This window comes from Burkholderia sp. B10, from assembly GCF_004368385.1.
Classification (GTDB): Bacteria; Pseudomonadota; Gammaproteobacteria; order Burkholderiales; family Burkholderiaceae; genus Burkholderia; species Burkholderia vietnamiensis.
In genome coordinates, this window is record NZ_PQMX01000095.1 from 1 (window position 1) to 19,788 (window position 19,788).

A 19,788-nucleotide genomic window follows, 5' to 3' on the forward strand; every position below is an offset into this window, starting at 1 on the left:
CCAACGTCCTGGAGCCCGAACTCGACCAGAACTGACAAGGAAATCTACAATCGACACTGCGCAACGCCCAAGCCAGCCGAATCGGTCACGTTCCCGAAATCGGCGGTCACGTTCGCCGAAATACGCAGCGATGGCGTGGCGGCGCGAGTGCCACCCGCGACAGCGCGCGATCAGTGCGACGCGCTGGGAACGTCGAGAATCAGGATGATCGTCCAGTCGGCATCGCCGTCGTGGTGATACTGGCGTTCTGCGACGATGAACGGTTGCTGCTTGCCTTGCGGACCGAGGAAAAGCACGTCGCCTTCCATCGGCAGACATTCGATCGGCGGCAGCGCGAGGAAGGCATCGGCCGAACCGCGCGGCATCAGTTGCTTGATCTGGCGAGTGGCTGCTTCGGTCCACTCGATGTCGAGTTGAATGTTGCTCATGCTGTCCTCCGCACCGGCGGTGCGTACGAGTGGAAAATTTCGGTGCGCGACTTTAGCACAGCGCGCGGGCGGCACAACCAAAAAAGCCGAACCCGGTTGCCCGGATTCGGCTTTTCGCTTGTGCGGTGCCGTCGAACTTACTGGCTGGCAGCGTCTGCCGGGGCGGCCTTCTTGGCGGCCTTCTTCGCTGCCTTGTGGTGGGCAGCCTTCTTGCCGTGATGCTCTTCGTGCATCATCGGCTGAGCCGCTTCGGCCGCTTGCTGCTGTTGCAGCGCCTGCGCGCGTTGCTCGATTTCGGCGATTTTTGCGGGATCGGTGATCGTCTGGATTTGCGTGCTCTCTTGCGCATACGCTGCGCCAGTCAGCGCCGACATCGCGACCAGAATAGCCAGGGACGTCTTCTTCATTGCTTTACCTCCGCTAAAGTGGTGATGAACCCGAATGTTGCCGTTTTCTGGCGACCGCAAACGAGTGCGTGACGAGTGTAACAAAAGTGACGGATCAATGTGAACCGGATCGCCGCGCGGCGCAACCCCTCGTTGAAGTCGCGCAACACTTCGCTAAATTCGTCATGCGCATGCCGTTCGGCGCAGTGTAGTGGCGGTCGGTCACGGGTCGCAACGCCTTCAAAACCAGCCGAGTTGCCGATATACGTAGAACTGGGCGATACCGATCAGTTCGTGCACCGCCTGGTTCGCCGCCGCCAGATTGCGCCAACGGGGCAGCAAGCCGCATTGCGCGAGTCGGCGGTTCGCGTACACCGGCTGCGGATCGATGCCGAAGTGACGGAAATCGAGTAGCGCGCGCCGCATTTGGTACGACGACGTGACGAGAATGCGCGAGTCGTCATGTTGTGAGCGTAGTATAGACGCAGTGAACTTGGCGTTTTCGTAGGTCGTGCGGCTGTCGGGTTCGAGAATGAGGTCAGCCGGTGCAACGCCCTGTGCGAGCAACAGGCGGCCATAGACGGCAGCCTCGGTGTCGCCGTGACGCTGCGGGTCGCCGCCTGACATTACGACGGTGCAGCGGATCGTCTGTTCGCGACAGACGCGATAGAGCGCAGCGGTTTTGCGGATTCGCGCTTCGCCATCGGGTGGCGGTCGCAGGCCGTTGTCGCTGCGGCGCGTCCCGGTGCCGAGCACGATCAACGTCGTTCGCCCGTGCATGTCGGGGTGCTCGACGGGTGCGACGCCAGCTTCGCTCCATGCGATCAGCGGGGCGGCGAGCCATCCGGTGGCGAGCAGCCAGAACACTGCGGCGCCGGCGATGGCGATGTGCCGCCGCTGCTTGCGACAGAGCATGAAACAGATGAAGAGAAGTGCAAATGAATCGAACAGAATCAATTTGATTGGGGTATGGTGTCTTTTTATGGATCAGTGACGATCCAGCCTTGACGCGACGCCGAATATCGGCCCCCAGAACCGGTGGCGGTATCCGCGGGTGGTGATTTTGCCCGACGTGCCGCTTCGCATTGTCGCTGCACTTTAAGAAAGAATCGAGATGGCCACGTATTCCAACGAAGCGGTGCTCGACGCATTGAGACGAGTGCAGTACCGCCAGGTACCGTGGGCGCGCCGCCCGGGCGTGTTCGAGTATCTCCGGTCGCTGGGGCTGATGGACACGGTCAGGCAGAAAACCGTCGCTCCTGCACCGGGTTTTCATGCCCCGGTCGACATCGCGGTACTCACCGACAGCGGTCGAGCCGAATGTGCGCGCCTCGAGCGCGACGAGAAATTGCTCTCCTGGGTCGATCGTCGTATGGACGACTACGTATTGAGCGATGCGGGCGCCATGTCGATCCTCGAAAGCCGCCTCTAGCAGCGCACCCCCTTCCTCGCCCGTCCGCTCGCGGGCGATGTCAAAAAAAAGCCCGTATCGCGAGGATACGGGCGTACCGGATACTTTTGCTGTTGCCACGCTGTGCTCATGGCAACCATGTGACTCGTCGGCTGGCGGCCAGTTCCCCAAGCGAGGGATTTTCTTTAGGGAACCGTTGCGATGCGACGTACCAATATCGGACTGCAGACTACGGATGACGCCGCGGCTCAGACAACTGCGGGCCGATGCGCGCGCGTGCATTGCTTGCAATGTCGCCGCGCAAATCGCCACGCGGCACCGTCTGCCGATTGAACGATGCCGGCGGTGGTTGCTGGCGAAGGGTGGTGCGGTGATCCTGCTGGCGGTGAGGCGGTTTCGCGCGATCGTCAGCGCGTGCGGGGGCGGTCAGCGCCAGCGAAATCACAATGCCCCATGCAACGAGCAGTGACATTGGTTTCATGGCGGGCTCCCTTCAAGCCGTCGGTGCGGCTTGTTGATATTTCGCTAAGGTAAGCGCGGGAGTGCAGGCTTGCTGTAAATATTAGTAAATAGATGTATCGCTACGCGACAACGACGCCGACGGGACGACCGTCGCGTGCACGCCGCCGCGGCGCCAAAACGAACCGGGCGGCCGAAGCCGCCCGATCACGGATGCGTTACGCCATCTTCACGGGTGCGCGCCACGATTCCGGGTTGGTCCAGAACGCGCCGCGCAGGCGGTCGCGGCTGGGCGGTGCGGGCGGCTTTGCCGCAGTTGCGCCGATCCGGCCGCGCAGCGAGATCTGACGGCCGTTCGTGCCGAGTCGCTTGACGATTTCGGCGAGCGTACCATCAGCCTGCCATTCGTCGAAACGACGGCGGCAGGTCGGCGGCGACGGGTAGCGGCCGGGCAGCTTCGACCAGCCTTCGCCGGTCGACAGTACCCAGAGCACGGCGTTGACCACCGAACGGGCCTCCACGCGGGGACGGCCGCGTCGTTCGCTCCGAGCCGGCTCCGAGCAAAACAGACCCTCGACCAGCGCCCATTCGTTATCTCTCAAATCGTCGAACAGCATCATGTCCTCACCTCAGCGAAGCTAACTCCGGTGCGCTGCCCTGCGCCGCGCACTCTTCAAGCACTCGAGCGTCGAGTGCCAGGTGGGGGCGTCCGGTCGGTCGGCAGCGGCGTTTCTGCCTTCCGCCCGACGAAACCTGCGCCCTGTACGCCATCTCACGCATGAAGCGTGCCATGTCTGGGGCGATACCCTCGAGAGCCGCTTGGCAGCGGGCTGACGGCTAAGTCAGCTAGGGGCGTATAAGACGCCAAAATAACCCGCCAGCAAATCGGGACAATCACCAATCTTGTGCAAGTCGCCCGCGTCACGTGCGTTTGCGGTGATATTGCACCGCAGCGAAACATGGCCGATAGGCGCTCGATCGGCGTGTCGTCGCTCGGCAGGCATTAGAATCGCGCATCGATGGCGACGATTGATGAGGGGTGGAGATGAACGTAACGCTGCGGCAGCTTCGCGTATTCATCGAAGTCGCGCGGCTCAGCAGCTTCAGCCGCGCGGGCGACGAGATCGGGCTCACGCAGTCCGCGGTCAGCCGGTGCGTGCGTGAGCTCGAGGCCGAGCTCGGGCTGAAACTGATCGACCGGACCACGCGCGACGTGCAGCTGACCGACGTCGGCGCCAATCTGATCGCGAGCGTGTCGCGCCTGATCGACGATCTCGACGATACGTTGCGTGAAATTCGCGACATCGGCGAACAACGGCGCGGGCGCGTGATCGTCGCCGCGAGCCCGACGATTGCCTGCCGACTGATGCCGCGCGTCGTGGCGGCGTGCGAGCGCCAGTTTCCGTTCGTCACGCTGGGGCTGCGCGACGACGTGCAGAGCGACGTGCTGCGCAAGGTGAAATCGAGCGAAGTCGATTTCGGCGTGGTCATCGGCCCGCTCGCTGCCGGCGATCTCGTCTGCGAGCCGTTGATGACCGATTCGTTCTGCCTCGTCGCGCGCGCCGATCATCCGCTCGCGGCGCGCAACTCGGTGCCGTGGGCGGCGCTCGAGGGTGAGCGCCTCGTGCTGCTCGACCACGCGTCCGGAAGCCGGCCGCTGATCGACGCCGCGCTGGCCGCTCACCGCGTCAATGCGACGGTCGTGCAGGAACTCGGTCATTCGGCGACCGTGTTCGGGCTCGTCGAAGCCGGCGTCGGCGTGAGCGTGCAGCCGTGGCTGTCGTTGCCGCTGCCCGCCGGATCGACGCTGGTCGCGCGGCCGCTCACGCCGCGCACCGAGCGTACCGTGGAACTGGTGCGCCGCCGTGACCGGTCGCTGTCGCCCGCCGCGCAGGCGATCTGGGAGCTGGTACGGCAGATGCCGTCGAGGGCGGAGGATCTGGACTAGGCGTGGGTTGTGCGCATGTGTGTCTACGGCGTGGGTCGTGTGTTTCGACGCCGATTTTCGAGCACCGCTTGCGTGCACGCCACGCGCCGACGCCGACACTGTGCCGCATGGCCGACCCGCACCGCAGCCGGAATGGAGCAGCGTGGTATGAGGCGGAGTAGTGCGATCGGCTTATCTTTACGCACCGGGCAATTTTGCGTAATATGGCGCTCAGTCACGCGGTTCCGCCGTTGAGCCGTGCTGTTCCGTCCGGTTTGGGCCTGGCTTGAAGTTGGTTCGCCGCCCCCGGTTCGTGCTCCCATCAATATGACCGATCAGAATCGGGCGAGCGCGTCTTCCGTTCCTTTCGTCTGTTCGTTGATCCGGTTCGTTTGACCACAGGGTCTGGCCTAGCTGCATGAATACCCAAGAGGCGAAGATCGTCCTCGAGACTGCTTTGATCTGTGCGCAGGAGCCGCTGAAGCTCGGCGATTTGCGTAAGCTCTTTGCCGACGGCGTGTCGGCTGACACGGTCCGCACGTTGCTCGAAGATCTGAAACAGGATTGGTCCGGCCGAGGCGTCGAACTGGTGGCGCTGGCAACCGGATGGCGCTTCCAGAGTAAGCCGGCGATGCGCCATTTTCTGGATCGCCTGCATCCCGAGAAGCCGCCGAAATATTCGCGCGCGGTGCTCGAAACGCTCGCGATCATCGCGTATCGGCAGCCGGTCACGCGCGGCGACATCGAAGAGATTCGCGGCGTCACGGTCAATACGCAGGTGGTGAAGCAGCTCGAGGATCGCGGCTGGATAGAGGTGATCGGCCATCGCGACGTGCCGGGCCGCCCGGCGCTGTACGCGACGACCAAGCAGTTCCTCGACGACCTCGGCCTGAAGGCGCTCGACGATCTGCCGGCGCTCGAGGAGCCCGCGGCGAACATCGAGGCCGCGCTGCTTGCCCAACAGGCGATGGATTTCGACGGCGATGCGGCGGTTGCGGAAGCGGAGCCGGAGGCCGTCGAACCGGCGGCCGACGAGCCGCATGACGCACCGAATGAATTGCCGGTCGACGCTGCCACGGGCGCAGCGTCGACGCAGGAAACGCCGAATCGCGATACGCTGCAAGCTGATCGCGCCCAGGCGGAGCAGGGCGGCGCCGAAGCAGCGCCGGCCGGCGTGCAGCCCGAGTCGCTGCACGAGCAATGGAACGAGGAAGACCGCAAGCCGGCCGCCGATGCGGCTGCCGGAGACGGAGCGGAAGCGGCCGGCGACATGCCGGGCGAGGCTGGCCAGGCCGATGCCTCGCGCTCCCGTCCCGCGGACGGCGAGATGCTGGACGATACGTCCGACAGCCTGGCCGATGCCGTACGCAGTGCGAGCGCGCCCCGCGGCGCCGACGCGCTGCCCGACGACGAAGCAGAACCCGAACAGCGCCGCGCCTGATCGCGGCCGACTTCTTGCCGCGCCCGGGCCGGGCGCGAGACCTGACATTTTGAGGTTGTTTTGACAGATATCCACGATATTGAATCGTCCGCGCCTGCCGTGCAGGCCGCGCGTGCCGACGATGCGCCGGAGCAGGACGCTGGCGCCGCGGGTGGTGACGAACGTCCCCGTCGCGGCCTGCGGCGCGGCCCGCGCAGCCTGATCGCGCGCCGGCGCGCTGCTGCCAAATCGAAGGGCGCTGATGGCGAACCGCAAGGCGGCGAAGCCGCGGATGCGCCGCCGGCCGACGCTGCCGACGCGCAACCCGCGCGTGCGCCGCGCAAGGACGCAGCGGCCAAGGGCGGCCGCAAGCCGGCCGGCAAGCGCGAAGGTGCGGCCAAGGCCGCGCAGGGCGGTCAGGGGCGGCGCGGCGGCGCGGCCAAAACCGACGGCGCCGTCGCGAATGCCGGCACCGAGGCGGCATCGCAGGACGATCTGTTCGCCTACGTGACGTCGCCGGCGTTCGACGCGGACAACGCCGCGGGCGGCAGCGGCGTGCGTGCGCCGATGCTGCGCCGCGGCCGCGCCCAGCCGGCGAACAAGCGCGTGCTGTCGCCGGACGACGACGCGCCGAAGCTCCACAAGGTGCTGGCGGAGGCCGGCATGGGTTCGCGCCGCGAAATGGAAGAGCTGATCGTCGCCGGCCGCGTGTCGGTGAACGGTGAGCCCGCGCACATCGGCCAGCGCATCATGCCGACCGACCAGGTCCGCATCAACGGCAAGCCGGTCAAGCGCAAGCTGCCCAACAAGCCGCCGCGCGTGCTGCTGTACCACAAGCCGACCGGCGAAATCGTCAGTCACGCCGACCCGGAAGGCCGTCCGTCGGTGTTCGATCGCCTGCCGCCGATGAAGACGGCGAAATGGCTGGCGGTCGGCCGTCTCGACTTCAACACCGAAGGTCTGTTGATGCTGACGACGTCGGGCGATCTCGCGAACCGTTTCATGCATCCGCGCTACAGCGTCGAGCGTGAATACGCGGTGCGCGTGGTCGGCGAGCTGTCCGAGGGGATGCGCCAAAAGCTGCTGCACGGCGTCGAGCTCGACGACGGCCCGGCAAACTTCCTGCGCATCCGCGATGGTGGCGGCGAAGGCACGAACCACTGGTATCACGTCGCGCTGGCCGAGGGCCGCAACCGCGAAGTGCGGCGGATGTTCGAGGCGGCCGGCCTGATGGTGAGCCGCCTGATCCGCACGCGCCACGGCCCGATCCCGCTGCCGCGCGGGCTCAAGCGCGGTCGTTGGGAAGAGCTCGACGAGGCGCAGGTGCGCAAGCTGATGGCGACCGTCGGCCTGAAGGCGCCGTCCGAAGAAAAGGGCAAGCGCGCTGGCGGCCAGCAGGAGCGCCGCCAACCCGATCCGATGCAGACGTCGATGGGCTTCATCAGCCGCGAGCCGGTGCTGACGACGCATGGTCAGCTCGATCAGCCGCGTCGCGGCGGCGGCCGGCGCGGCGCGCCCGGCCTGCCTGGCCTGAGCGGCTACGGCAGCCTGCCGGTTGCGCCGTCGGGCTATGGCAATCGCTCGGGCGGTCGCGATGTCGACGGCAATCGTGCGTCGTATGGCGCCGGTCCGAAGCGTGAAGGCGCGGGTGGCAAGCGAGGCGCCGGCAAGGGCGGCCCGCGCACCGCGAACGGCAATCGTGCCGACGGCGCCGGCAACGGCAACGGCGGTGCGCGCGGCGGCCAGCGTCCGCAGCGCAATCGCTCGCGCGGTCGCTGACCGTTCGCGCAAACGACGGCGGCGCGACGGCGGCATGACGCCGCCGATGTGCCGGCGAAATCGGCGCACGCCGATTCGGCCGGTATCTCGCCCGCTGTTTTCGACTGTATATATGTCGTGTTGCCGGATTGTGCCGCGTGGTCGGACAGTCCGGCTTCGCATTTTTGGCCGGTAAAGGCGGGCTGAACGCTGCTTTAACCGGCTGGCTTGGCGATTGCGCTAAAAAACGCTATAATCGCGGAGTCGCTGGGCGTACGGATTCAATGTGCGGCTCAGGTGCGACCACCAGTAAGAGAAGATGGGCGTTCCGCCCATTTTTTTTTGCTGAAACGGTTAGGCATCTCGGGTAGCGCTTCCTGCGCCGGCTAAGGCGCGCGCCCGCGGGTGAATCGCGAGCGGCGGGCGCGAACACCTGAGAGGACACTGTGCAACTGACGGAACTGATAGAAACCACGGTCACCGGGCTCGGCTATGAGCTCGTGGATCTCGAGCGCACCGGGCGCGGCATGCTTTGCATCTATATCGATCAGCCTGCCGGCATTTCGCTCGACGATTGCGAAAAGGTGACGCGTCAGCTCCAGCACGTCTTGACGGTCGAAAACATCGATTACGAACGGCTCGAAGTCTCGTCCCCGGGGCTCGACCGCCCGTTGAAGAAACTGGCCGACTTCGAGCGCTTCGCCGGCAGCGAAGTTTCCGTGACCTTGAAAAAGCCGCTGGACGGGCGCAAGACGTACCGGGGCATTCTGCACGCGCCGAATGGCGAAACGATCGGTTTGGAATTTGAGAGGAATAAGGGCGAGGCCGCCATGCTGGATTTCACGCTGGCCGATATCGACAAAGCCCGCCTGATTCCGCAAGTTGACTTTAGGAGCCGCAAATAATGAGTCGCGAAGTGTTGATGCTGGTGGATGCGCTGGCGCGCGAGAAAAACGTCGACAAGGATGTGGTGCTGGGCGCCCTCGAGGCCGCGCTCGCTTCCGCTTCCAAGAAGCTGTTCGACGAAGGCGCCGAAATCCGCGTCCATATCGATCGCGAAAGCGGCGAGCACGAAACCTTCCGTCGCTGGCTCGTCGTGCCCGACGAGGCAGGCTTGCAGGAGCCGGATCGCGAGATCCTGCTGTTCGAAGCACGTGAGCAGAAGCCCGACGTCGAAGTCGGCGAATTCATCGAGGAACCGGTGCCGTCGATCGAGTTCGGCCGGATCGGCGCGCAGGCTGCCAAGCAGGTGATCCTGCAGAAGGTGCGCGACGCCGAGCGCGAGCAGATCCTGAACGACTACCTCGAGCGCGGCGAAAAGATCATGACCGGTACGGTCAAGCGCCTCGACAAGGGCAACTTCATCGTCGAATCGGGCCGCGTCGAAGCGCTGCTGCGCCGCGACCAGCTGATCCCGAAGGAAAACCTGCGCGTGGGCGACCGCGTGCGTGCGTACATCGCGAAGGTCGACCGCACCGCGCGCGGCCCGCAGATCGAACTGTCGCGTACCGCGCCCGAGTTCCTGATGAAGCTGTTCGAGATGGAAGTGCCGGAAATCGAGCAGGGCCTGCTCGAGATCAAGGCGGCCGCGCGCGATCCGGGCGTGCGCGCGAAGATCGGCGTGATCGCATACGACAAGCGCATCGATCCGATCGGCACCTGCGTCGGCATCCGCGGCTCGCGCGTGCAGGCCGTGCGCAACGAGCTCGGTGGCGAAAACATCGACATCGTGCTATGGTCGGAGGATCCCGCCCAGTTCGTGATCGGCGCGCTCGCGCCGGCAGCCGTCCAGTCGATCGTCGTCGATGAAGAAAAGCACTCGATGGACGTCGTCGTCGACGAGAACGAGCTGGCCGTCGCGATCGGCCGCAGCGGTCAGAACGTTCGCCTTGCCAGCGAACTGACCGGCTGGCAAATCAACATCATGACGCCGGACGAATCCGCCCTGAAGCAGGGCGAAGAACGCGAACGGCTGCGTGCATTGTTCATGGCGCGTCTCGACGTCGATGAAGAAGTCGCCGACATCCTGATCGACGAGGGCTTCACGAGCCTCGAGGAGATCGCCTACGTGCCGCTCAACGAAATGCTCGAAATCGAGGCGTTCGACGAGGACACCGTGCACGAACTGCGCAACCGCGCACGCGACGCGCTGCTGACGATGGCGATCGCGAACGAAGAAAAGGTCGAGAACGCTGCGCTGGATCTGAAGAGCCTCGACGGCATCACGCCGGAGTTGCTCACGAAGCTGGCCGAACACGGCGTGCAGACGCGCGACGATCTCGCCGAGCTTGCTGTGGATGAACTGGTCGACATGACCGGAGTGGAAGAGGATGCCGCTAAGGCGTTGATCATGAAAGCACGTGAACATTGGTTCCAGTGAGAAATGACCATGGCGCACTGATTTGATGGCGGCCGTATGGCCTGACCCGATGCTAACCGCAAGGAATCGGTCCTTGCACTAAGAGGAATGAATGGCGAGTAACAACGTAGCCCAATTTGCCGCGGAACTGAAAATGCCTGCTGGTGTGCTGCTCGAACAGCTGCAGGCAGCGGGCGTCCAGAAAGCGAGTGAAGACGATGCGCTGTCCGAGACGGACAAGGCGCGTCTGCTCGATCATTTGCGCAAGTCGCACGGCGCAACCGACGGCGACAAGCGCAAGATCACGCTGACCCGCAAGCATACGTCGGAGATCAAGCAGTCTGACGCGACGGGCAAGGCTCGCACCATTCAGGTCGAGGTCCGCAAGAAGCGTACGTTCGTCAAGCGCGACGACGTCGCCGAAGGTGCGGAACAGGGTCAGGCGCAAGTCGCCGAAGCGGACGACGATGCAGAACTGAAGCGTCGCGAGGAAGAAGCGCGCCGCGAAGCCGAGCTGCTCGAGCAGCAGGCGCAGGAGCTGCTCGAGCGTCAAGAGCGCCTCGAGCGTGAAGAAGCCGAGCGCCGCGCCCGCGAGGAAGCGGCCGAAGCCGAGCGCCGTCGTGCCGAAGAAGAGGCAGCGGCCAAGCGTGCGGCGGCGGAAGCCGCAGCGGCGCAGCAGGCTGCCGCGCAGCAAGCCGCCGAAGCGAAGCAGGAAGCGCCGGGCGCGCAGTCCGCGCAGGAAGAAGCACGCGCGGCTGCCGAGCGTGCAGCGCAGCGCGAAGCTGCGAAGAAGGCCGAGGACGCAGCCCGAGAGGCGGCGGACAAGGCGCGCGCCGAGCAGGAAGAGATTCGCAAGCGTCGCGAGGCGGCCGAAGCCGAAGCGCGCGCGATTCGCGAAATGATGAACACGCCGCGCAAGGCAGTCGTGAAGGCCGTCGAGCCGCCGAAGCCGGTCGAGGCACCGAAGCCCGCCGAGGCGAAGGGCACGCTGCACAAGCCGGCGAAGCCGGCAGGCGCAGGCGTGCAGGCACGTCCGGCCGTGAAGAAGCCGGCCGGTGCGACGCCGGCCACGACGCAGGCGCCGGCAGCAGGCGCGGGCGACCGCAACAAGAAGCCGGGCGGCGGCAAGGGCGGCTGGCAGGACGACGCAGCGAAGCGTCGCGGCATCAAGACGCGCGGCGATTCGAGCGGCGGCGTCGACCGCGGCTGGCGCGGCGGCCCGAAGGGGCGCGGCCGTCACCAGGACAGCGCATCGACGTTCCAGGCACCGACCGAACCGATCGTGCGTGAAGTGCACGTGCCGGAAACCATTTCGGTTGCCGATCTCGCGCACAAGATGTCGATCAAGGCCTCGGAAGTCATCAAGGTGATGATGAAGATGGGCCAGATGGTCACGATCAACCAGGTGCTCGACCAGGAAACGGCGATGATCGTCGTCGAGGAACTGGGCCACCGTGCGGTCGCGGCCAAGCTGGACGATCCGGAAGCGCTGCTGGTCGAAGGCGAAACGAGTTCGGACGCCGAGCAGCTGCCGCGTCCGCCGGTCGTCACGGTGATGGGTCACGTCGACCACGGCAAGACCTCGCTGCTCGACCACATCCGCCGCGCGAAGGTTGCCGCAGGCGAAGCGGGCGGCATTACGCAGCACATCGGCGCATACCACGTCGAAACGCCGCGCGGCGTCATCACGTTCCTCGACACGCCGGGTCACGAGGCCTTCACGGCCATGCGTGCACGCGGCGCGAAGGCGACCGACATCGTGGTGCTGGTGGTGGCGGCCGACGACGGCGTGATGCCGCAGACGAAGGAAGCCATCGCTCACGCGAAGGCGGGCGGTGTGCCGATCGTCGTGGCGATCAACAAGATCGACAAGCCGGAAGCGAACCCGGATCGCGTCAAGCAGGAGCTGGTCGCGGAAGGCGTCGTGCCGGAAGAGTACGGCGGCGATTCGCCGTTCGTGCCGGTGTCGGCGAAGACGGGCGCAGGCATCGACGATCTCCTCGAGAACGTGCTGCTGCAGGCCGAAGTGCTGGAACTGAAGGCACCGGTCGAGGCGCCGGCCAAGGGTATCGTGATCGAAGCGAAGTTGGACAAGGGCAAGGGCCCGGTCGCGACGATCCTGGTGCAGTCGGGTACGCTGAACCGCGGTGACATCGTGCTGGCAGGCTCGGCTTACGGCCGCGTGCGTGCGATGCTCGACGAGAACGGCAAGCCGACGAAGGAAGCCGGCCCGTCGATCCCGGTCGAAATTCAGGGTCTGTCGGAAGTGCCGGGCGCAGGCGAGGAAGTGATTGTGCTGCCGGACGAGCGCAAGGCGCGCGAAATCGCGTTGTTCCGCCAGGGCAAGTTCCGCGACGTCAAGCTGGCGAAGCAGCAGGCCGCGAAGCTGGAAAGCATGCTCGAGCAGATGGGCGAAGGCGAAGTGCAGAACCTGCCGCTCATCATCAAGGCCGACGTGCAGGGCTCGCAGGAAGCACTCGTGCAGTCGCTGCTCAAGCTGTCGACCGACGAAGTGCGTGTGCAGATCGTGCACAGCGCGGTGGGTGGCATCAGCGAAAACGACGTCAACCTCGCGACGGCATCGAAGGCGGTCATCATCGGCTTCAACACGCGTGCGGATGCACAGGCGCGCAAGCTGGCCGAAGCGAACGGCATCGACATCCGCTACTACAACATCATCTATGACGCAGTGGATGAGGTGAAGGCGGCAATGTCGGGCATGCTGGCGCCGGAGAAGCGCGAAGTCATCACCGGTATGGTCGAGGTGCGCCAGGTGTTCAAGGTGCCGAAGATCGGTACGGTCGCCGGCTGTATGGTCACCGACGGTATCGTCAAGCGCTCGTCGTCGGTGCGCGTGCTGCGCAACAACGTCGTGATCTTCACGGGCGAACTCGAATCGCTGAAGCGCTTCAAGGACGACGTGAAGGAAGTCAAGCAAGGCTTCGAGTGCGGTATGTCGGTGAAGAACTTCAACGACATCGTCGAAGGCGACCAGTTCGAAGTCTTCGAAGTGACCGAAGTCGCCCGTACGCTGTAATCGTCGCGTATCGGCTCGTGGGCGGGGCAGGCTTGGGCCTGTCCCGCCCATTTTCATGGCGGCGCGCCAACGGTGCGCCGCTTCATCCTGATAAACGGATCACGGATCGATCATGTCCAGGAAACGTACTTCCCCCAATCGCAACGTACAGATCGCCGACCAGATTCAGCGCGATCTGTCCGAGCTCATCATGCGCGAGGTCAAGGATCCGCGCATCGGCATCGTGACCATCCAGAGCGTGGAACTCACGCCGGACTACGCGCACGCGAAGGTCTACTTCACGGCGCTCACCGGCGATCCCGAGAAGACGCAGGAAGCGCTGAACCACGCGTCGGGCCATCTGCACAACCTGTTGTTCAAGCGCCTGCACATTCATACGGTGCCGACGCTGCATTTCCATTACGACCAGACGATCGAGAAGGCCGTCGAGATGTCGCGGCTGATCAAGGAAGCCAACTCGACGCGCGCGAAGGACGACGACGAAGCCGGCGCGCCCGCGCAGGACGATTGAGCGCACGCGCCTATGACGACTGCAGCTCCCCAACGTCCGCGCGTGCCGCGGCGCGCGCTCGACGGCGTGCTTCTGCTCGACAAGCCGGTCGGCCTGTCGAGCAACGACGCACTGATACGCGCGAAGCGCCTGTTGCTCGCGAAGAAGGCCGGCCATACCGGCACGCTGGATCCGCTCGCCTCGGGGCTGTTGCCGCTGTGCTTCGGTGAGGCGACGAAGTTTTCGCAGGACCTGCTGGAAGCGGACAAGACCTACGAAGCGACGATGCGTCTCGGCGTGCGCACGACCACCGGCGACGCGGAAGGCGACGTGCTCGAGACGCGCGCGGTCGCATGCGATCGCGCGGCAGTGGCGGCGGCGCTCGCGCGCTTCACCGGCGACATCGTGCAGGTGCCGCCGATGTACTCGGCGCTCAAGCGCGACGGCAAGCCGCTGTATGAATATGCGCGGGCCGGGCAGACCGTCGAGCGCGAAGGCCGCAACGTGACGATCCATGCGCTCGACCTGCTCGATTGCGCGCTGCCGGACGTGACGTTCCGCGTGACCTGCAGCAAGGGCACCTACGTGCGTACGCTCGCCGAGGACATCGGCGAAGCGCTCGGTTGCGGCGCGCATCTGACGATGCTGCGCCGTACCGGGGTCGGCGCGTTGACGCTCGAGCACGCGGTGACGCTCGACGCACTGTCGGACGCTGCCGAAGCGGCGCGCGACGCGTGGCTTCAGCCGGTCGACGCGCTGCTGTCGACGTTCCCGCTGGTGCGTCTCGACGACGCCAGCGCGAAGCGGTTCCTGCACGGGCAGCGCCTGCCGCTGTCGGCGCTCGATCCGATCGACGCGGCCGAAGGCGCGCGCGTGCGCGTGTACGACGCGCAGCGGCTGCTGGGCGTCGCACGCAAGGCGAGCGGCGTGCTCGCACCCGAGCGTCTCGTCGTGACGGCCGCCTGACCGGCCGCGCGCAAGCGCGGCGTCGGAACGAAAAAAGCCCGGCTGTCGCCGGGCTTTTGCATTGCATGCGTTCGCGCGTGCCGCTCAGTGCGCCGCCGACGCCGCCGCACCCGCATCGCCGCCGCCCGCGCGTTCGGGCTTGGTGATCCAGATCAGTCCGATCAGCAGCACGAAGATCGCCGCCGAGATGTAGAACAGATCGTTCACGCCGAGCTGGGCCGCCTGCTGCGTGGCCATGTTGTTGATGAGGCCGTGCGCCTGGTCCGGCGTCAGCCCGAGCTTGCCCATCTGCGTGACGGCCTGATTGAACGTCGGGTTGTACACGTTGGTCTGCTCGACCAGTTGCGCGTGGTGGAAGTTGTTGCGGTGATCCCACGCGGTCTGGAAGATCGACGTGCCGATGCCGCCGCACATGATCCGCACGAAGTTCGACAGGCCCGATGCCGCGGGAATGCGGTGGCCGGGCAGGCCGGACAGCGTGATCGATACCAGCGGGATGAAGAAGCCGGCCATCGCGATGCCCTGTACGAGCGTCGGCAGCGTCAGCGACCACTCGTCGACGTCCGTCGTGTAGCGCGAGCGCATCCAGAAGCACAGCGCGAACGTCAGGAACGCGGCTGTTGCGATATAGCGCGGATCGGTGCGCGGCAGGAACTTGCCGGTCAGCGGCGACAACAGGATCGCGAACAAGCCGACGGGCGCCATCACGAGGCCCGCATCGGTGGCGGTGTAGCCGATCTGCGTCTGCAGCCACAGCGGCAACAGCACGAGGTTGCCGAAGTAGAGACCGTAGCCGACGGCGAGCGCGATCGTGCCGCCCGTGAAATTGCGGATGCGGAACAGCGACAGGTCGACGACCGGATGTTCGGCGGTCAGCTCCCAGATCACGAAGAACGCGAACGAGACGACGGCGATCAGTGCGAGCGCGACGATCGTCGTCGACGCGAACCAGTCGAGATCCTTGCCCTTGTCGAGCATGATCTGCAGCGAGCCGACCCACAGCACCAGCAGCGCGAGGCCGACGCCGTCGATCGGCGCGCGGCGCACCGTCGATTCGCGCGTGCGATAGATCGACCACGTGGCGAGCGCAGCGGCGATGCCGACCGGGATGTTCACGTAGAAGATCCACGGCCACGAGTAGTTGTCCGAGATCCAGCCGCCGAGAATCGGCCCCGCGACCGGCGCGATCAGCGTCGTCATCGACCAGAGCGCGAGCGCCATCGGCGCTTTCGCGCGCGGATAGCTCGACAGCAACAGCGATTGCGACAGCGGAATCATCGGCCCGGCGACCGCGCCCTGCAGTACGCGCGACGCGAGCAGGAACGGCAGGGTCGGCGCGAGCCCGCACATCCACGACGAAATGACGAACAGGATGATCGACGCGAGGAACAGGCGCACCTGTCCGAAGCGGTCGGTCAACCAGCCCGTCAGCGGCACGGAGATCGCGTTCGCGACCGCGAACGACGTGATGACCCACGTGCCCTGGTCGGACGACACGCCGAGGTCGCCCGAGATGGTCGGGATCGCGACGTTCGCGATCGACGTGTCGAGCACGTTCATGAACACGGCGAGCGACACCGCGATCGTTCCGAGCACGAGTTGCCCGCCCTGCAGCGGCGGGTAGGAGACTGGAGCCTGTGCCATGTCGGTAGTTGTCCGGTGTCGAAGCCGTTACATCATCTTCGCGGCGGTGCCCGTCTTCGCCGCAGCCGCGGCCGATGCCAGCGCGTTGCCGCCGGCGTTCGCGGCGATGATGCGGGCGATTTCCGCGTCGGCTTCGTCGCCGTACTTCGCGAATACGTCGGTCTCGTAGACGGTGTTGTGTGCGTTGGCGAGCTGATCGCCGCGCTCGTCCTTGATGTCGACGTCGACCTGCATCGACAGCCCGATGCGCAGCGGATGCTTGTCGAGATCCTTCGGATCGATCTCGATCCGCACCGGCAGGCGTTGCACGACCTTGATCCAGTTGCCGGTCGCGTTCTGCGCCGGCAGCAGCGAGAACGCCGAGCCCGTGCCGGCCGAGAAGCCGACGACCTTGCCGTGGTAGACCGCCGACGAGCCGTAGATGTCGGCCGTCAACTCGACCGGCTGGCCGATGCGCATGTGCCTGAGCTGCACTTCCTTGAAGTTGGCATCGACCCACACCGCGTTCAGCGGCACGACCGACATCAGCGGCGTGCCCGGCGACACGCGCTGGCCGACCTGCACCGAGCGCTTCGCGACATAGCCGGTGACCGGCGCGGGCAGCACGTTGCGCGCGTTCGCGAGGTAGGCGTCGCGAACCTTCGCGGCCGCGGCCATCACGTTCGGATGCGACGCGATCGTCGTGTTGGCGGTCAGCGCGCGGTTCGACGCGAGTTCCTGCTGCGCGGCGTCGACCGATGCCTGCGCGGCGCGTACCGCGTCGCGCGCATGCGAGATTTCTTCCTGCGACACGGCGCCCGTCTGCGCGACGGCCAGCCGGCGGCGCAGGTCGTCCTGCGCCTTCGACAGGTCGGACTGGCGCAGCGCGACTTGCGCACGGTACTGATCGTCGTTGACGAACAGGCCGCGCACCTGACGCACCGTCTGCGCGAGATTGGCCTCGGCCTGCTGAAGCGCGATCTGCGAATCGGCCGGATCGAGCACGACGAGCGGGTCGCCGGCCTTGATCGTCTGCGTGTCGTCTGCCTTCACGGCGATCACCGTCCCGGTGACCTGCGGCGTGATCTGCACGACGTTGCCGTTCACGTATGCGTCGTCGGTTTCCTCATGGAAACGCGCGACGAGGAAGTAGTACAGACCGTACGCGATGGCCGCGATCACGATCACCGCGATCAGCAGCGTCATCATCCGTTTGCGCTTGCCGTTGTTCTGCGGCTGGGCGCCGGCCGCGTTTTGTTGAGGGTCGCTCATGGCGATTTTCTCCGTCCGTTATTTCGAGTGTCTGCGTAGTGGTGGCGCCGGATCAGTTGGCGGCCTGCTTTGTTTGCGTTTTCTGTTGTTCTGCGTCGGGCGCCGCGAGCCGCGTGCCGGTTGCGTCGAAGCCGCCGCCGAGCGCCTTGATCAGCGCGAGCTGCATGTCGCGCCGGCGCATCTTCAGGTTCGTGACCGTCTGTTCCGATGCGAGGCGGTTGCTGTCGGCGGTGAGCACCTGCAGCTGCGGCGACAGGCCGGCCTTGTAGCGGATCACGGCCAGGTCGTAGGCGCGCGTCGATGCATCGAGCGCACGCTGCGCGTCGTCCATCTGGCGGTCGACCGCGCGGATCGACGCGACCTGCGTCGCCACGTCGTTCAGCGCGCCGATCAGCGTCTGGTTGTAGTTCGCGACCGACAGGTCGAAGTCCGCATAGCGGCCCTTGAGCTGCGCACGCAATGCGCCGGCATCGAAGATCGGCAGGTGGATGGCCGGGCCGAACTGCGCCTGGCGGCTCGCGAAGTTCAGGAATTTGCCCCAGCCGAACGCATCGAAGCCGAAGCCGGCCGCGAGGTTCACGTCGGGGAAGAACTCGGCCTTCGCCTCCTTCACGTCGTGCATCGCGGCTTCCACCTGCCAGCGCGCGGCGACGATGTCGGGGCGGCGCGCCACGAGGTCGGCCGGCAGGTTGCCGGGCAGGGCGACCGTGCCGGACGGGTTCATCACCGGCGCGGCGATCTGCAGCCCGCGGTCCGGCCCCTTGCCGAGCAGCGCGGCGAGCTGGTAGCGCACGGTCGTGATTTGGCCGTCGAGGTCGGACAGCGACGCCTGCGTCGTCGCGATGTTGCCGCGGGCGGTCTGACGCTCGACATTCGTGTCGAGGCCGGCCGACACGCGACCGTCGGTGATCTTGCCGACCGTCTGACGGTTGGTGATCTCGCGCTGCGCGATGTCGCGCAGCGCATACAGTTGCGCCAGCGAGTTATAGGTGCGCGCGACCGACGACGCGAGCGTGATGCGCGCCTGCTGCATGTCCGCTTCGGCGGCCTTTTCCTGCGACACGGCGGTGTGCAGCCGCTCGCGGTTCTTGCCCCACAGGTCGAGATCCCACGATGCGCTCGCGAGCACATTGTTCTCGCTGTACCACTGGCCGCCGTACGGGGGCGGGAACAGCGCATTGGAAGAATAGAGCTCGCGCGTCCACGAGTAGCTCGCTTCGGCCTTCGGCATCAGGTTCGAGCGCGACGATTCGATATACGACGACGCCTTCGCGATCCGCGCCTGCGCCTGCGCGATCGATGGATTGCCCTGGAGCGCCTCGTCGATCAGCTTCGGCAGCTGCGGATCGCCGAACTGGCTGGCCCAGTCGAGCGTCGGCCACTGGCCGCCCTGGGCTGGCAGGCTTTGCGCCGATTCGAATTGCGACGCGGGCGCGATCTGCTTGTCGCTCTTGATGCCGATATAGTTTGCGCAGCCCGCCAGCGCCAGCGCGGCAACTGCGGCGGCGACGGCGGTGCGGCACGACCCGGCGCGCACGGACAACGTGGAGGATTTCATCGCGCTGTTCCCTGACTCGGAATGAATGATGGACACTGCAAGGATTTCCTTACATTAATCTGTCAAAAGTAATTGTTATGGCAACTATTACGTGATGCTATTGCCCGCGTTCTCGCAATAATTGCTGAGAATGCGGCGCAGCATGCTCTTCAGAAATCCGACTTCTTCCGGCGTGAAGCCCTCGAGCAGCTCGTCGAGCACGCTGCGGAACACGGGCGGCAACCGCTCGGCGAGCGCACGCCCTTCGTCCGTCAACTCGAGGCGCACGACGCGGCGGTCCTCGATGCTGCGCACGCGGGACAGCAGCCCGCGCTTCTCGACGCGATCGAGCAGGCGCGTGACCGCGCTGGCGTCGATCCCATACTCGCGCGCCAGCTCCGCAGCCGTCGAACATTTGCCGACCGCGATCATGAACAGCATGCTCGCCTGCGTGCCGGTGATGCCGAGCTCTTCCTGCGTGCGCTGCGTGACGAGGTTCGTCATCACGGACTTCACGCGCGACATCAGATAACCGACGCTGTCGTTGATCTGGTACGAGGACAGCGGCGAAACGGGCGATTGAGAAGGAGAATCGGACATAAAACCCTGAAGCTGCAATAGTTGACTAGGCAGCAGTATAGGGGCAATTTGCTTGCCGCGGCAAATGTTAATCGAACAGGCAACGCCGCGCTGAAGGTGGGCGAATCACCTTGTC

Annotated in this window: 17 protein-coding genes and 1 pseudogene; 9 read left to right on the forward strand and 9 right to left on the reverse strand. The window is 65.6% G+C overall.

Annotated features, from left to right (window positions below; translation table 11 throughout):
* Positions 1–170: 170 nt before the first annotated feature.
* The 3 genes from C3Y15_RS28475 to C3Y15_RS28485 form a co-directional block, all read right to left on the reverse strand.
* Positions 171–428: a hypothetical protein gene (locus tag C3Y15_RS28475; protein WP_011884572.1), complete on the reverse strand. Its 258-nt coding sequence runs from the start codon at positions 426–428 to the stop codon at positions 171–173.
* A gap of 137 nt (positions 429–565) precedes the next feature.
* Positions 566–835: a hypothetical protein gene (locus tag C3Y15_RS28480; protein ID WP_011884573.1), complete on the reverse strand. Its 270-nt coding sequence runs from the start codon at positions 833–835 to the stop codon at positions 566–568.
* Between the two features lie 219 nt (positions 836–1,054).
* Positions 1,055–1,771 (reverse strand): ElyC/SanA/YdcF family protein, encoded by a 717-nt coding sequence (locus C3Y15_RS28485; RefSeq protein WP_034195586.1) that lies wholly within the window; start codon positions 1,769–1,771, stop codon positions 1,055–1,057.
* A 157-nt stretch (positions 1,772–1,928) separates the two neighbouring features.
* On the opposite strand from C3Y15_RS28485, the gene C3Y15_RS28490 reads away from it, so the two are divergent.
* Complete coding sequence (locus C3Y15_RS28490) at positions 1,929–2,246, forward strand: hypothetical protein (RefSeq protein WP_011884575.1); 318 nt, start codon at positions 1,929–1,931, stop codon at positions 2,244–2,246.
* Positions 2,247–2,454: 208 nt separating this feature from the next.
* On the opposite strand, the gene C3Y15_RS28495 is transcribed toward C3Y15_RS28490, so the two are convergent.
* Both C3Y15_RS28495 and C3Y15_RS28500 read right to left on the reverse strand, forming a co-directional pair.
* Positions 2,455–2,706: a hypothetical protein gene (locus tag C3Y15_RS28495; RefSeq protein WP_014722917.1), complete on the reverse strand. Its 252-nt coding sequence runs from the start codon at positions 2,704–2,706 to the stop codon at positions 2,455–2,457.
* A 208-nt stretch (positions 2,707–2,914) separates the two neighbouring features.
* Positions 2,915–3,301, reverse strand: a pseudogene (locus C3Y15_RS28500) (transposase); the annotation flags it as partial.
* Between the two features lie 428 nt (positions 3,302–3,729).
* Between C3Y15_RS28500 and C3Y15_RS28505 the strand changes: the two are divergent.
* From C3Y15_RS28505 to truB, 8 genes are all read left to right on the forward strand, one after another.
* The gene (locus C3Y15_RS28505; RefSeq protein ID WP_046422268.1) at positions 3,730–4,632 is read left to right on the forward strand and encodes a LysR family transcriptional regulator; all 903 of its coding nucleotides are present in this window, start codon (positions 3,730–3,732) and stop codon (positions 4,630–4,632) included.
* A gap of 397 nt (positions 4,633–5,029) precedes the next feature.
* Positions 5,030–6,052, forward strand: a complete 1,023-nt coding sequence (scpB, locus tag C3Y15_RS28510; protein ID WP_011884579.1) for an SMC-Scp complex subunit ScpB — start codon at positions 5,030–5,032, stop codon at positions 6,050–6,052.
* A gap of 60 nt (positions 6,053–6,112) precedes the next feature.
* On the forward strand, positions 6,113–7,810 hold the full coding sequence (gene rluB, locus C3Y15_RS28515; protein WP_045579155.1) for a 23S rRNA pseudouridine(2605) synthase RluB: 1,698 nt from the start codon (positions 6,113–6,115) through the stop codon (positions 7,808–7,810).
* A 425-nt stretch (positions 7,811–8,235) separates the two neighbouring features.
* The gene (gene rimP / locus C3Y15_RS28520) at positions 8,236–8,694 is read left to right on the forward strand and encodes a ribosome maturation factor RimP (RefSeq protein ID WP_011884583.1); all 459 of its coding nucleotides are present in this window, start codon (positions 8,236–8,238) and stop codon (positions 8,692–8,694) included.
* On the forward strand, positions 8,694–10,169 hold the full coding sequence (gene nusA, locus C3Y15_RS28525; RefSeq protein WP_011884586.1) for a transcription termination factor NusA: 1,476 nt from the start codon (positions 8,694–8,696) through the stop codon (positions 10,167–10,169). Before rimP ends, nusA begins: the two co-directional genes overlap by 1 nt.
* 91 nt (positions 10,170–10,260) lie before the next feature.
* Positions 10,261–13,185 carry a translation initiation factor IF-2 gene (gene infB, locus C3Y15_RS28530; protein ID WP_011884588.1) on the forward strand — a complete coding sequence of 975 codons (2,925 nt, stop codon included), beginning with the start codon at positions 10,261–10,263 and terminating at the stop codon, positions 13,183–13,185.
* 112 nt (positions 13,186–13,297) lie between these two features.
* Positions 13,298–13,696, forward strand: coding sequence for a 30S ribosome-binding factor RbfA (gene rbfA / locus C3Y15_RS28535; protein ID WP_011884590.1), 399 nt, complete (start codon positions 13,298–13,300; stop codon positions 13,694–13,696).
* Between the two features lie 12 nt (positions 13,697–13,708).
* On the forward strand, positions 13,709–14,641 hold the full coding sequence (gene truB, locus C3Y15_RS28540; protein WP_014722924.1) for a tRNA pseudouridine(55) synthase TruB: 933 nt from the start codon (positions 13,709–13,711) through the stop codon (positions 14,639–14,641).
* 84 nt (positions 14,642–14,725) lie between these two features.
* Here truB and C3Y15_RS28545 read toward each other — a convergent pair whose 3' ends face one another.
* The 4 genes from C3Y15_RS28545 to C3Y15_RS28560 form a co-directional block, all read right to left on the reverse strand.
* A complete protein-coding gene (locus tag C3Y15_RS28545; RefSeq protein ID WP_011884592.1) occupies positions 14,726–16,285 on the reverse strand; it encodes a DHA2 family efflux MFS transporter permease subunit in 1,560 nt (519 codons plus the stop codon).
* 27 nt (positions 16,286–16,312) lie between these two features.
* A complete protein-coding gene (locus tag C3Y15_RS28550) occupies positions 16,313–17,536 on the reverse strand; it encodes an HlyD family efflux transporter periplasmic adaptor subunit (RefSeq protein WP_014722926.1) in 1,224 nt (407 codons plus the stop codon).
* 52 nt (positions 17,537–17,588) lie between these two features.
* Positions 17,589–19,094 carry an efflux transporter outer membrane subunit gene (locus C3Y15_RS28555; protein WP_011884596.1) on the reverse strand — a complete coding sequence of 502 codons (1,506 nt, stop codon included), beginning with the start codon at positions 19,092–19,094 and terminating at the stop codon, positions 17,589–17,591.
* Between the two features lie 87 nt (positions 19,095–19,181).
* Entirely contained in the window at positions 19,182–19,673 is a 492-nt protein-coding gene (locus C3Y15_RS28560) for a MarR family transcriptional regulator (protein WP_014722928.1), read from the reverse strand.
* Positions 19,674–19,788: the final 115 nt, after the last annotated feature.

What these genes read in the sequence shown, in the direction of transcription:
- C3Y15_RS28475 (WP_011884572.1), bottom strand. Translation starts at nt 428, where the DNA reads ATGAGCAACATTCAACTCGACATCGAGTGGACCGAAGCAGCCACTCGC.
- C3Y15_RS28480 (WP_011884573.1), bottom strand. Translation starts at nt 835, where the DNA reads ATGAAGAAGACGTCCCTGGCTATTCTGGTCGCGATGTCGGCGCTGACT.
- C3Y15_RS28490 (WP_011884575.1), top strand. Translation starts at nt 1,929, where the DNA reads ATGGCCACGTATTCCAACGAAGCGGTGCTCGACGCATTGAGACGAGTG.
- C3Y15_RS28495 (WP_014722917.1), bottom strand. Translation starts at nt 2,706, where the DNA reads ATGAAACCAATGTCACTGCTCGTTGCATGGGGCATTGTGATTTCGCTG.
- C3Y15_RS28505 (WP_046422268.1), top strand. Translation starts at nt 3,730, where the DNA reads ATGAACGTAACGCTGCGGCAGCTTCGCGTATTCATCGAAGTCGCGCGG.
- scpB (WP_011884579.1), top strand. Translation starts at nt 5,030, where the DNA reads ATGAATACCCAAGAGGCGAAGATCGTCCTCGAGACTGCTTTGATCTGT.
- nusA (WP_011884586.1), top strand. Translation starts at nt 8,694, where the DNA reads ATGAGTCGCGAAGTGTTGATGCTGGTGGATGCGCTGGCGCGCGAGAAA.
- infB (WP_011884588.1), top strand. Translation starts at nt 10,261, where the DNA reads ATGGCGAGTAACAACGTAGCCCAATTTGCCGCGGAACTGAAAATGCCT.
- rbfA (WP_011884590.1), top strand. Translation starts at nt 13,298, where the DNA reads ATGTCCAGGAAACGTACTTCCCCCAATCGCAACGTACAGATCGCCGAC.
- truB (WP_014722924.1), top strand. Translation starts at nt 13,709, where the DNA reads ATGACGACTGCAGCTCCCCAACGTCCGCGCGTGCCGCGGCGCGCGCTC.
- C3Y15_RS28545 (WP_011884592.1), bottom strand. Translation starts at nt 16,285, where the DNA reads ATGGCACAGGCTCCAGTCTCCTACCCGCCGCTGCAGGGCGGGCAACTC.
- C3Y15_RS28550 (WP_014722926.1), bottom strand. Translation starts at nt 17,536, where the DNA reads ATGAGCGACCCTCAACAAAACGCGGCCGGCGCCCAGCCGCAGAACAAC.
- C3Y15_RS28555 (WP_011884596.1), bottom strand. Translation starts at nt 19,094, where the DNA reads ATGAAATCCTCCACGTTGTCCGTGCGCGCCGGGTCGTGCCGCACCGCC.
- C3Y15_RS28560 (WP_014722928.1), bottom strand. Translation starts at nt 19,673, where the DNA reads ATGTCCGATTCTCCTTCTCAATCGCCCGTTTCGCCGCTGTCCTCGTAC.